The sequence below is a fragment of the Lyngbya sp. CCAP 1446/10 genome (genome assembly GCF_026130175.1).
GTDB lineage: Bacteria > Cyanobacteriota > Cyanobacteriia > Cyanobacteriales > Microcoleaceae > Microcoleus.
The window spans coordinates 63,774-76,680 of record NZ_JAIGNI010000149.1; the positions used below are offsets into that span (position 1 = coordinate 63,774).

The 12,907-nt window shown below is 39.8% G+C and carries 8 protein-coding genes and 2 pseudogenes; 5 read left to right on the plus strand and 5 right to left on the minus strand.

The window, feature by feature from the left end; genetic code table 11:
• Positions 1-49 precede the first annotated feature (49 nt).
• From K4039_RS27440 to K4039_RS27455, 4 genes are all read left to right on the plus strand, one after another.
• Positions 50-931: a polysaccharide deacetylase family protein gene (locus tag K4039_RS27440; protein ID WP_265239661.1), complete on the plus strand. Its 882-nt coding sequence runs from the start codon at positions 50-52 to the stop codon at positions 929-931.
• Between the two features lie 45 nt (positions 932-976).
• A complete protein-coding gene (locus K4039_RS27445; protein WP_265239662.1) occupies positions 977-2,455 on the plus strand; it encodes a DUF5009 domain-containing protein in 1,479 nt (492 codons plus the stop codon).
• Positions 2,456-3,205: 750 nt separating this feature from the next.
• The gene (locus K4039_RS27450; RefSeq protein ID WP_265239663.1) at positions 3,206-6,007 is read left to right on the plus strand and encodes a serine/threonine-protein kinase PknK; all 2,802 of its coding nucleotides are present in this window, start codon (positions 3,206-3,208) and stop codon (positions 6,005-6,007) included.
• Positions 6,008-6,043: 36 nt separating this feature from the next.
• Positions 6,044-7,102 carry an IS630 family transposase gene (locus tag K4039_RS27455; protein ID WP_375339844.1) on the plus strand — a complete coding sequence of 353 codons (1,059 nt, stop codon included), beginning with the start codon at positions 6,044-6,046 and terminating at the stop codon, positions 7,100-7,102.
• Here the strand turns inward: K4039_RS27455 and K4039_RS27460 are convergent.
• The 3 genes and pseudogenes from K4039_RS27460 to K4039_RS27470 all read right to left on the minus strand — a co-directional run bounded on the left by K4039_RS27460 (position 7,047) and on the right by K4039_RS27470 (position 10,005).
• Positions 7,047-8,639, minus strand: coding sequence for a GAF domain-containing protein (locus K4039_RS27460; protein WP_265239664.1), 1,593 nt, complete (start codon positions 8,637-8,639; stop codon positions 7,047-7,049). The genes K4039_RS27455 and K4039_RS27460 overlap by 56 nt on opposite strands.
• A 24-nt stretch (positions 8,640-8,663) precedes the next feature.
• Positions 8,664-8,954, minus strand: a complete 291-nt coding sequence (locus tag K4039_RS27465) for a hypothetical protein (protein WP_265239665.1) — start codon at positions 8,952-8,954, stop codon at positions 8,664-8,666.
• 21 nt (positions 8,955-8,975) lie between these two features.
• Positions 8,976-10,005: pseudogene (locus tag K4039_RS27470) on the minus strand (IS630 family transposase).
• Between the two features lie 156 nt (positions 10,006-10,161).
• On the opposite strand from K4039_RS27470, the gene K4039_RS27475 reads away from it, so the two are divergent.
• Positions 10,162-10,647, plus strand: coding sequence for a response regulator (locus K4039_RS27475; protein WP_375339845.1), 486 nt, complete (start codon positions 10,162-10,164; stop codon positions 10,645-10,647).
• 98 nt (positions 10,648-10,745) lie between these two features.
• Here the strand turns inward: K4039_RS27475 and K4039_RS27480 are convergent.
• Positions 10,746-12,189, minus strand: a pseudogene (locus tag K4039_RS27480) (IS66 family transposase).
• A gap of 9 nt (positions 12,190-12,198) precedes the next feature.
• Positions 12,199-12,552 carry a PAS domain-containing protein gene (locus tag K4039_RS27485; RefSeq protein ID WP_265239666.1) on the minus strand — a complete coding sequence of 118 codons (354 nt, stop codon included), beginning with the start codon at positions 12,550-12,552 and terminating at the stop codon, positions 12,199-12,201.
• Positions 12,553-12,907: the final 355 nt, after the last annotated feature.

The following is a 12,907-nucleotide window of genomic DNA, read 5'->3' on the forward strand; positions in this document are numbered from 1 at the left end:
AATGATAAATTATTTAGTTAACAAATGGCCGGAGTATTTTAAACCCGGTATGACGCCCCGAAAAAAACGGATTATTAGATTTTTATTAGCATTCTTCCTAGCTTTCATCACGTATCAAGTAATCCTAGAAATCATCACAGTAGAAATTCCGATTTTCGGCTTTCACGATATAGTTGACCTTCGGAATCTTCAGGAAGTACCGCCGCAGCGCAGAGACTTTCCCGGCGACTACAGCCAGCAAAATTTGGAACCTTTTTTAGAAGACTTAGTTAGCCATAACTATTGGTTTTTGTCAACCCAAGAGCTTTACGAGTATTTCATCGCCAATCCCAAAAAGCCGGTGCCGAGTGAAAATCGCGGACGCAAAAAAGTTATGATTACCTTTGACGATGGCAACAAAAGCATTTATACGAATTTACTGCCGATTTTAGAAAGACTCGAAAATAAATACGGCAAAAAAACTAAAGTAGTAGTATTCATCAACTCCGGCTTCTTGGGCCACCAAGATTCACTCATAAAAAAGGTAACTTGTCAAGACTTAAGAGACGGAATGCAAAAAGGATTTTATGATATTCAATCCCACGGACTGAATCACGAAAATCTCACAAAAATTTCTCTGAAAGCATTAGACCGAGAATTATCTCAAGACCAAATTAGATTGAGGAAATGCACCCAAGATTTAGACCCAAATCAAATAGTTGCGTCTCACATAGCCTACCCCTTTGGCGCCGTCAACAAACAAGTTGACAAATATGTTGCTAAATACTACAAATCAGGATACTTGTATGACAGTTTGAAATTAAAACTGCGGTTTTTTCCACCCAATAAATACCGGATTTCGAGACTAACAGTCAACAAAAAACACTCCGCAGAAAGACTCAGCAGCCTAGCTTCAGGAAGCTGGCTACACAAACTAATTGGTAAAAAATAAGTTATACAGCTTTTACAGTTATTCAATGAAGAATTGGTGAGTGCATTGGAACACACAACATCGAAATCAAAAAATAGCATCAAAAACCAAAAACCGTTAGCAATTGCTGCCGTTTCCCAACGCGCCGACGCGCTGGATGCGCTGCGTGGAATCGCAGTTTTAGCAATGGTTTTATCAGGTACAATAGCCCGCAAAACCTTACCAGCGTGGATGTATCACGCCCAACTCCCACCACCAGACCATATTTTCAATAACAAACTAGCAGGATTAACCTGGGTTGACTTAGTTTTCCCCTTCTTTTTGTTTGCAATGGGCGCCGCGATACCGCTAGCTTTGTCGCGCCGCATCGCCAAGGGATGGGATACAAAAAAAATAATTTTCTCTATTTTGCAAAGAGGCTTTTTCTTAGCGTCATTTGCGATATTTCTCCAGCATATTCGCCCGACTGTAATTAGCCCGGAGGAAGCCAGTAGATTAAAGTGGTGGCTTGGATTGTGCGGATTTTTAATATTATTTTTGATGTATGTTCGCTGGCCCCAAAAGTGGTCTGCGTGGGTGCGCAGGGCGTTAACCCTTGCTGCTTGGAGTGCCGGAATAGTCTTCATATCTCACATCAAATATCCCAACGGTATAGGATTTTCAGTTAACCGCAGCGATATCATCTTGATGGTACTTGCAAATGTGGCAGTTTTCGGTTCGATAATTTGGCTGTTTACTCGTTCAAATGTGTGGCTGCGAGTGGGATTTTTGGGCTTGCTGTTAGCGGCGCGACTGTCTTCTCCGGCTGACGGTTGGGTTAAGTTAGTTTGGTTGTCATCTCCTGCAACTTGGCTGTTTCAATTTGATTATTTAAAGTATTTGTTTGTGGTGATTCCCGGTACGATTGCGGGAGATTTGTTTGGTAGGTGGATAGAGTATCGTTCGCCGGAAGAGTCGAGTTATGCTAGCTGGAAGAGTTGGCGCTATTTCAGCATTATGGTTTTGATGTTTGCTGTCAATTTAGTTTTGTTAATTGGACTGCAAGCTAGATGGGTGTGGCAGACTTCATTAGTGACGGTGGTGTTGTGTTTGTGCGGTTTATTTTTGTTGAAAAAACCCGAAAACGTCACCGAAATTTTATTGAACCAGCTTTACAAATGGGGTTTTTATTGGTTGATTTTGGGTTTGCTGTTTGAGCCTTATGAAGGAGGAATTAAGAAAGATTCAGCGACGATGAGTTACTTTTTTGTAACGACTGGAATGGCGATTTTTCTGTTGATTGGGTTGACGATAATTATCGATGTATTTCAAAAAAGATGGTTTTTGCAGTTGTTTATTGATAACGGGGTGAATCCGATGATTGGTTATGCGGGATTTGCGAATATTATCTGGCCGATTCTGGTTTTAACTAAATGGGAACCGGTGATTGTTGAGATGACTTCAAGCAATCCGTTTATGGGGTTTTTGAGGGGTTTTGGATATACGGCGATTTTGGCGTTAATTGTGATAGTATTTACCAGGTTGAAACTATTTTTGAGGACGTGAATTGTGAAGTTGAGTTCGACTGTTGGGGCGGGGCGGGTTTACCAGCACTTCCGGCTGCTATGAGGTACGCAGATAGTATCAAAAGTTAGGACAGGAAAGGGATACGAGTAAAACTGTGCTTCATAATAGCCGGAAGTGCTGTAAGTGAACCGTATTGTGTTACAGTCACGAATAAAATGCCAAAGAGCTGCCTATATGATTGGACAGTTTTTTAGACAATGAATTTGTTTCAATGTTTAAAGAGATGATCGATCATGACGATCCGGATATCTATCTCTGGGATCTTCTCGTGTGGTATGAGAAAGAGGCTCTCGGTTGAGGATTTTGGCAAAGCACCTGCATTGACAAAGAGGACATGATGAAAGTCTCAGAAACCCGGTTTCTTCATAAATTTATAGTGACTCAAAACTCGTAGAAACCGGGTTTCTAGCTACCTATCCGTGGCCTCAGAAACCCGGTTTCTTCCTAAATTTATCGTGACTCGTCCCAAAACTCGTAGAAACCGGGTTTCTAGCTACCTATCGCGTGGCCTCAGAAACCGGGTTTCTTCCTAAATTTATCGTGACTCGTCCCAAAACTCGTAGAAACCGGGTTTCTAGCTACATATCCGTGGGCCATGAAACTGTCGCCACCTATTGCAGTTCCAGAGACCCAACAATCCCACACTACTCTAGCCTATCCCATAACCCACCAAAGCCCTTGCTATAATTGAATACTGCTGATTTTTTTTAGGCAGCAGTAATTCTCAACATGATTTCACTGCCAGATATCACAATTATCAACCAAATCTACGAAAGTGCTAATTCCCTGATATACAGAGGCATCCTCAAAAAAAATCAGCAACCTTTAATTTTGAAACTACTCAAAGAAGATTATCCCACGCCTGCCGAACTCTCCCGCTATCAACAGGAATACGAAATCACTCGCCGTCTCAATTTAGAGGAAACCATTAAAGCCTACGAAATGCGGCAATACCAGAACACACAAGTCATGTTGTTAGAGGATTTTGGAGGAGAGTCCTTAAAAATCCTGCGCGACATTCGTTCCTTTACTTTAGCAGAGTTTCTCCACATTGCCATCCAAATTGCAGATGCGTTAGACAAAGTGCATCAAAACAAGGTCATTCACAAAGATATCAATCCATCTAATATTGTCTTAAATCCTCAAACCGGACAATTAAAAATCATTGACTTTGGCTTATCTACCCTTCTACCCCAAGAGAATACCAGCCTCAAAAGTCCCAATGTTCTAGAAGGGACATTGGCTTATATGTCTCCCGAACAAACAGGCAGGATGAATCGCTCGCTGGACTATCGCACAGATTTTTATGCTCTCGGTGTCACCTTCTACGAATTGCTAACCAAGCAACTCCCTTTTGAATCACTTGATGCACTTGAGTTAGTCCATTGCCATATTGCCAAACAACCGATACCTCCTCATGAAGTCAATCCAAAAATTCCTTTAAGCGTCTCACAAATTGTCATGAAATTAATGGCAAAAACGGCGGAACAACGATATAATAGTGCTTGGGGAATCAAGGCAGATTTAGAAACTTGTCTTACTCAATATACAAACGGTGCAATCCAAAGGTTTACTTTGGGATGCCAAGATATTTGTCATCAATTACAAATTCCTCAAAAACTGTACGGGAGAGAACCGCAGATTGAGTCCTTATTAACCGCCTTTGAGCGAGTAGGGGCGGGCTTAGCACATAACCTTAGTAACCCAACGACAACTCAGGAACAAAACCCACCCCTACAAAGACAAACTGAACTCATGCTAATTTCTGGATACTCTGGCATCGGGAAATCAGCTTTAGCCCAGGAACTCTATAAGCTCATTACTCAAAAACGCGGATACTTTATTGCAGGCAAATTTGACCAGCTTCACCGCGATATTCCCTATCAGGCATTGGTTGCTGCCTTCCAAGAATTAATTCGGCAATTGCTCACCGAAACCGCACCTCAGTTACAACATTGGCGACAGAATATTCAACGTGCATTAGGAGACAACGGTCTAATTATTATTGATGTCATTCCAGAACTAGAACTGATTATTGGCAAACAGCATCCCGTCCCCGAATTACCTCCAACAGAAGCACAAATTCGGTTTAATTTAGTTTTCCAAAAGTTGCTCCAAGTCTTTTGTCAAAAAGAGCATCCCCTCGTCCTATTTCTAGACGACCTTCAATGGACAGACAGCGCCACGCTGCAATTGCTCCAGCTTATAATGACCAATACTAATACTCAATATCTGTTTTTGATTGGAGCTTATCGAGATAACGAAGTCAGTGCAACTCATCCTGTCATGTTGACTTTATCGGAGATCAAAAAGCAGGGAGTAGTAGTTAATAATATCTCCCTTTTACCCTTAAATTTAAACCAGGTTAATGAATTCATTGCGGATACGCTGAAGAGTCAGTGCGTCCATACCCAAAGATTAGCTGAGTTGGTTTGGGGAAAAACACAGGGTAATCCCTTTTTTGTCAAAGAATTTCTCAAGTCACTTTATACAGAGCAATTCCTGAAATTTGATAGAGAGGCTAGAGCTTGGTCTTGGGATTTAGAACAGATTCAAACTAGAAATATCACTGATAATGTTGTTGAATTGATGACCGGAAAAATTCAAACCTTATCACAATCAGCACAAAAGAAAATACGGTTAGCGGCTTGTATTGGCAACCAATTTGATTTGGCAACACTTTCAATCATTAATGAAACTTCTCAAAAACAAACGGCTAATAAATTATGGGATGCCATTGAAGCGGGATTGATCTTACCCGTCGGTGATGACTACAAGTTTATTCAAACAGACCGAGAAGAGCATGAATTAAAAATTACTTATAAATTTGCTCATAACCGCATTCAGCAAGCGGCCTATTCCCTAATTCCTCCAGACGAGAAGCAAGCCGTTCACTGGAAAGTCGGACAACTTTTGTTGAAAAATACGCCACCACAGGTACTCCAACAAAAGATTTTTGATATTGTCAATCAACTCAACTTCGGTATTGCAGCAATAGACGTTCAGTTAGAAAGAGATAAACTCGCTCAATTAAATCTTATTGCTGCCAAAAAAGCGAAGGCATCAGCCGCCTGGGAACCCGCATGGAATTACTTAAGAATTGCTAGGGATTGCCTCAGTGCAGATAGCTGGCTTCGTCAGTATGAGTTAACCTTGGCACTCTATGTAGAAGCAGCCGAGGTAGCTAGTTCGCGAGGCAACTTTGAGGAAATGGAGAAATTGGCTTCCCTTGTGCTGCAACAAGCTACTTCGTTGCTTGACAAAGTGAAAGTCTATGAAGTCAAAATCCAAGCCTATACAGCACAAAATAAACCTCTGGAAGCCATCCAAACGGCATTTTCCATATTGAAGCTGTTGGGAATTAATTTTCCCAAAAACCCGAATAAATTAGATATTTTACTTGAACTGGTGAGGACAAAGTTAATCTTGGTAGGAAAACGCATCGAGGACTTGATCGACCTACCAGCAATGATTGACCATGATAAGCTAGCAACTATAGCAATCCTAAATCATTTTCTACACTTATTATGATATAATTATATGCAATAATTAATTGTGACGATAAAAATGAATAACTTACAACTGCCACAGAAAGATATGGAAAAAGAAAGAGTGGCTTTAGAATCTTTCATTAAAAGCGATCGAACTGTAAGAGAAATAAAACGAGCAATAGCTGTAAGGATGGCTATCGAAGGTAAGTTTTACCATGAAATTAGCAAATTTTTAGGTGTAAGTAAATTTTTTATTGGTTATTGGAAAAAACAATTTAAAACCAAAGGTGTCGCAGGGATTAAATTAGCAAATAAAGGGTCAAAAGGATATCTAACATCTCTACAAAAAACTGAGATAATCGAATGGCTAAAGAACAAAGAATATTGGGATTTCGATGAGCTTGTTACTTATTTAGAGAGAGAATTTGGTGTCAGCTATAAATCAAAACAGAGCTACTATGAACTTTTATCTCTGGCGAAGATTACCTGGAAAAAAACTCAGAAAATTAATCCCAAATCTGATACCGAACGGGTCAAAAAAAAGAGGGAAGAAATTAACAATATTTTAACCAAAAACAAGGCTGGCATAGAATCTGGGGAAATAATAGTATTTTTTTTAGATGAATGTCATCTACTTCATGGCGATCTCAATGGCTACGCTTGGGGTCGTTCTGATCTAAGAATTGAAGTCCCAATTACCAATCAAAAAAATAGACAAACTTATTTTGGCGCACTCAACTATCAAACCAAACAATTCCATGTTAAAGGTTATAAATCTGGGGATGGAAAATCAACAGTTGAATTCATAAAATACTTACAAAATAAATACAAAGGGCGGAAAATTATTTTGATTTGGGATGGAGCTAGTTATCATACATATGGAGAATTCAGAGATTATTTGTCAGAAGTTAATCGTGACAAAGAAGCTGATGATTGGTCAATCACTTGTGTTTTATTTGCTCCCAATGCTCCCGAACAGAATCCCGTTGAAGATATTTGGTTACAAGCTAAAATTTTTTTACGAAAGTATTGGTATTTATGTAAATCTTTTAAAATTATCAAATTTTTGTTTGAGTTTTTTACAAAAGAACATAAATTTGATTTCCCCAAAATCCATCAGTACACCTATACATAGAAAATGATTTAGGATTGCTATAGATGATTTGTCCTTTTGCGTCGTGAATGGATATGCCAACTGGAATGGCATTGAGGAATTTATTCAGACGATTTTGCGTCGATTGTACTTGGGCATAGAGTCTAGCATTCGTAAGGGCGATCGCTGCTTGTGTCGAGAGCATTTGAATCACCTCCAGGCGATCGGGCGTAAAAACACCATCAGCTAGATTATTTTCTAGGTACACAATCCCAATCAGTTTACCCTGATTGAGCAAAGGAGCACAAAGGATAGACTTGGGCTGATATTTTTGGATATAAGCATCTTGAGAAAATCTGCCATTACCAGCGACATCAGTTTCAATCAGTCCTTCCTGAGTCCTTTCCACATAGTTAATAATCGACAAAGGCAAGCAACTTTCTATAGAAATCGATTGCAACAGCATCACCCGATTTGAATTAGCATCACCCGACGCCTCAACCCTCATTTGTCCAAGACACTCTAACATTAGATAGCCCGTTTGTGCGCCAGAGCTTTCCAGTAGGATTCTCATCAAAGTCGTCAGGAGTTTATCAAGCTCAATTTCACTGGCAATTGCCCCAGATGCTTTCATCAGCGCTGCCAAATCCAGGACTTCACCAGAAATACTACCAGACGTATTAGACAAGCTGTTGCGCGAATCTATGGACGTATTGGCTTTCGTAAAACGCTTTAATAGTTTCGGATACTGTCGTTCTAAATCTTTCACTTTAGCTGTTGCACCCCAACGTAAATAACAGTAGTAAGCATTTGTGAGATAGGCTTCGGCAACTTGCTCTTTGCCCCAACCGATATAGAATTTGGCAGCCAGTTCAGTAGCCAAAGCTTCTTCGTTGAGATACTCATGTTCTTGAGCTAAATTAATAGCGCGATCGTAGCACTCAATCGCCTGAGCATTTTCACCCAAAACTCGATGTTGCTCTGCTTCCACTAGATATAATTTATGGAGGTGAGTCATCGGAGCAGACTGCGCCCATTTTTTGAGTTTTTTTCGGTTAGCTTTCACCTTTGCGAGGATGAGTTTTTGTTCGGATTTTGGTGCATCAGAATAAATAGCAAGATGGACTAAAGAATGGTAGAAATGGTAAAGAGGAATCGTTCCTACAGCACTATCGCTATATTTATCTGCTGACTTAGCATTGGACAGAGCTTGTTCATAATCTTGAAAAAGATAGCAGAGAACTAACTTGTGAAAATAGAGGGAGCGACAAATATTTTCAGCATTTGCCTCTAGATGCAGAGGTAACATTTTTATTTCATCATAGCTGTTACCGATTAAAAGACACCTATCTTCAGATTGCCCCATTAAGTTCAATACAACCTGTCGATTGAGTTCGTTATAGTAATATGATGTTTCTAGCTTGAGTTGGCCCAGAGCATTACTATACATTGCCATCTCTCCCTCGACTGTTGCCAATTCCTTGCCCAATACATAGGAATGGTAACAGTATACGCAAGCTGAATAAGCCGCATATTCTAAGTCTCCAGTTTCTAAAGCGAGCGAGTAAGCATCCCGCAAAGGATTTAAGGTTTCTCTCAGATGTTATTTCCAGTGCTTGATAAAGTAATTAACCATAAAAATTATCCGAGCTTGGAATTTTTTGTCATTAAACTTATCGACCAGCTTAAGAGCCAGTTGACCAAATTGATAGCCAGCCTCAATGTCTCCTACAGCTTCCCCAGAAAGAATGAGTCCGTAAGCAGCATAGGCATAGGAAGAGACAGAAGTATTTCCATATTTGATTGATAAATTAACTTGTTTCAACACAATCAGCCCAAGCAATTCAGGCGCTGCCAAATAGGCAGAAGAGGCTACACGCGATAGGATACTCATATAGCAATCCTAAATCATTTTCTATGTATAGGTGTACTGATGGATTTTGGGGAAATCAAATTTATGTTCTTTTGTAAAAAACTCAAACAAAAATTTGATAATTTTAAAAGATTTACATAAATACCAATACTTTCGTAAAAAATTTTTAGCTTGTAACCAAATATCTTCAACGGGATTCTGTTCGGGAGCATTGGGAGCAAATAAAACACAAGTGATTGACCAATCATCAGCTTCTTTGTCACGATTAACTTCTGACAAATAATCTCTGAATTCTCCATATGTATGATAACTAGCTCCATCCCAAATCAAAATAATTTTCCGCCCTTTGTATTTATTTTGTAAGTATTTTATGAATTCAACTGTTGATTTTCCATTCCCAGATTTATAACCTTTAACATGGAATTGTTTGGTTTGATAGTTGAGTGCGCCAAAATAAGTTTGTCTATTTTTTTGATTGGTAATTGGGACTTCAATTCTTAGATCAGAACGACCCCAAGCGTAGCCATTGAGATCGCCATGAAGTAGATGACATTCATCTAAAAAAAATACTATTATTTCCCCAGATTCTATGCCAGCCTTGTTTTTGGTTAAAATATTGTTAATTTCTTCCCTCTTTTTTTTTGACCCGTTCGGTATCAGATTTGGGATTAATTTTCTGAGTTTTTTTCCAGGTAATCTTCGCCAGAGATAAAAGTTCATAGTAGCTCTGTTTTGATTTATAGCTGACACCAAATTCTCTCTCTAAATAAGTAACAAGCTCATCGAAATCTTAATATTCTTTGTTCTTTAGCCATTCGATTATTTCAGTTTTTTGTAGAGATGTTAGATATCCTTTTGACCCTTTATTTGCTAATTTAATCCCTGCGACACCTTTGGTTTTAAATTGTTTTTTCCAATAACCAATAAAAAATTTACTTACACCTAAAAATTTGCTAATTTCATGGTAAAACTTACCTTCGATAGCCATCCTTACAGCTATTGCTCGTTTTATTTCTCTTACAGTTCGATCGCTTTTAATGAAAGATTCTAAAGCCACTCTTTCTTTTTCCATATCTTTCTGTGGCAGTTGTAAGTTATTCATTTTTATCGTCACAATTAATTATTGCATATAATTATATCATAATAAGTGTAGAAAATGATTTAGGATTGCTATAACGGTCAAGATGCGATTGAAATTTGGAATTCCTATTCACCGCATCTGATCTGGATGGATATGCGAATGCCGATTATGGACGGTTATGAAGCAACTCAACGGATTAAAGCTACCACTAAAGGTCAAGCTACTGCTGTGATTGCCATTACTGCTAGCGCTTTGGAAGAAGAAAAGACGAGGATTTTATCCATCGGTTGCGATGACTTTGTGCGAAAACCCTTCCAAGAAAAGACTATTTTTGAGATCATGGCTAAACATCTGGGAGTCAGTTATGTTTATGAGTCGTCTGAGTTAAATTATCGCCCATACAATCGGGCTGGAGAACCTGTGAATTTCACAATTTTGCTAGCAGCAATGTCAAGGGAATGGATGATAAAATTGCATGAAGCCGCTCTTGAAGCGGACTCGGAATTAGTATCTAGATTGTTGGATAAAATTCCCTCATCCTACGTGCTGGAACTTCAGACTCTTAGGGATTGGGTTAAAACGTTTCAGTTTGAAAAAGTTCTGGATTTGACCGAACCATTGGTGGAGCAATGATTACAGAAACCCAGTTAATCCGCAAAACCTGGTTGATGAGATTATTCTAAATGTGCTTCCATCTTTACTTTAAATTCAAGTAGTTTAAACGTAAGGATTCAGGTCTGAAAAATAGGAACGAGCTCAGGCATAGCCAAGTCACAAGAATGAGCAGAAATAGCCTCACGGAAAAAAGCCATTACTGAACGAGCTTGAAAACGACAGGTTTGAATCACACTCAATAGATTAGCCGTTTCCTCAAATCCCTGCATCGAACGAGAGCCACCAGAAACTTTCCGCTTAGTTACAGCTAGGCGTAGAGAACGTTCTGCTAAATTATTATCTGGAGGAACCGAGGGAGCACAGAGAAAATACCACCACTGTTCTGCCTTATCCCGTAAGGATTTGAGTAACAAACCAGCGGTATAACCCACAAGGTTCAACCAAGTGGTCAAAGCCTGATTCAATCGTATTTTGAAATCAGTTGCCCACAAGTCGTAGGTGAGTCGATCCTTCGTCTTGCGCCAGAATTCATGGGCGATAAAAGCTTCATCAATTAATGACAGAAATATTTGAGCGACGGCTGCATTATCATTGCCAGGAAGTACCAGCACTTTCTTGAAATGCCGTCGTAAATGGGCCAGACACTTCTGTTGAGCTGCGACTTTCACACCATTATAAACACTGAAATCATCTGAGCTTAAGACTCCCGCAAATTCTTTACCCAGCATTGTTTCTAGTTCCACGCGCCCCCTGGTATCTGCGGCATGAAATAAGCAGAATCCTTCTCCACTAGCCGTCCACAGCCATTCTTTAACTCCCATGACACACCAAGGGGTTTCATCTACATGAACGTTTGATTGTAGAGGAACCCATTCCGAGAGTGCTTTGATAGCTGGCTTGACTGCTGCTGCTACTCGTTGATTGGTTTTTTGGAGTGTTCCTACGGACACTTCTATCGCGCCGAGTTCCCACAATAACGAGCGTCAGCTTGGCGTAGGAAAGATGTCCATAATTGCCTAGCCAGACGCCGGGTGCTTGAAGATTCACGCTCAAGTCTTGGCCTGGAACTATTGAGCTTGGTAGTTCTCCTCTGACTACTGCACCACATTCGAGGCATTTACACGATTGTGTCTGATATTCGACGACTTCGATGGGTTTTGCGACCAGAGTTGCTACTTGCTGAGAGTGGATGTTAATTACTTCACTTAATTCTTTACTGCCACAATTGAGACAGATGTCGGGTGAGCTAATTTCGGTTCGGTCTACTCGTCCAAACCCTTTTCGGGTTTTCCCTTGATGACCTGGTTGTCCACCTGGTTTCTTTTTTTGGTCTGCTTCTGGTTGGACTGTTGGTTTCTCTGATTTTTGGATGAGATCCGTTGATGGGGGCTTTGATGAAGTTTTACTGGTTGTTCGACCTTTCCCCGTAGCAATGGCTAGTTTTTCTTGCAATTCTTCAATGATTTTTTGCAGCCCCAGTACCATTTCCACCAGTTCAGCTTGGCTCAACTGCTCGATTTCGGTTTTTTTCTGCTCTCTGGTGGCTGCGGGCTTTTTCATTCATTTATTTTACCAGCTTTTGACACTGAATTTTTTTTGACCTGAATCCTTACGTTTAAACATTGTGATATCGCGGACAGTAATCGAACAACCATCTCCAAATTTTACGGCACTCAAATAATACAATATTTGATCGTCATATTTTTCCCAATAAAATTCTTGTTCGATCGGTTCTCCTGTCTCAACTATCTGTACAAGTGAATCAAACAGTGTGGGAGTAAGTTGATTGAACATTTTTTTCAGGATGGTTGTACCCATGAGGTTTTCTCGCTTTTGACCAAATAAATGGGCAAAGACGGGATTAACCACCAAACAGCGAAAATCGTGAATTTCTTGGGTTATCGGCTCTCTCACCGCTTGCACGGCGGCAATTCCATCTTTGGAACTATTTAATAAACTTGCAAGTAAAGTGCGAGATTGGTAGAGAATTTCTGCGGTTTGTTGATGTGCTTCGATTTGCTTCCTTAACTGGTGTTTTTGTTGTTGGATAGTTAGTTGAGTTTGAATCCGAGCGATGAGTTATTCTGGTTGAAATGGTTTGGTGATATAATCAACTCCGCCTACTTGAAAGGCTTTTACTTTATCTAAAACTTGTATCCGCTCAATAAATCGGGGTAACAGCAAAAAAGAAGGTTCACAATCTAGCCACAGCATGGTAAAATACAAAACATGACGCAAAAAACATCTGGTGACAAATTAGTAGAAACCTTACTGCAAA

Coding starts and splice junctions, on each gene's coding strand:
- K4039_RS27440 (WP_265239661.1), top strand. CDS start 50: ATGACGCCCCGAAAAAAACGGATTATTAGATTTTTATTAGCATTCTTC.
- K4039_RS27450 (WP_265239663.1), top strand. CDS start 3,206: ATGATTTCACTGCCAGATATCACAATTATCAACCAAATCTACGAAAGT.
- K4039_RS27455 (WP_375339844.1), top strand. CDS start 6,044: ATGAATAACTTACAACTGCCACAGAAAGATATGGAAAAAGAAAGAGTG.
- K4039_RS27465 (WP_265239665.1), bottom strand. CDS start 8,954: ATGAGTATCCTATCGCGTGTAGCCTCTTCTGCCTATTTGGCAGCGCCT.
- K4039_RS27475 (WP_375339845.1), top strand. CDS start 10,162: ATGGATATGCGAATGCCGATTATGGACGGTTATGAAGCAACTCAACGG.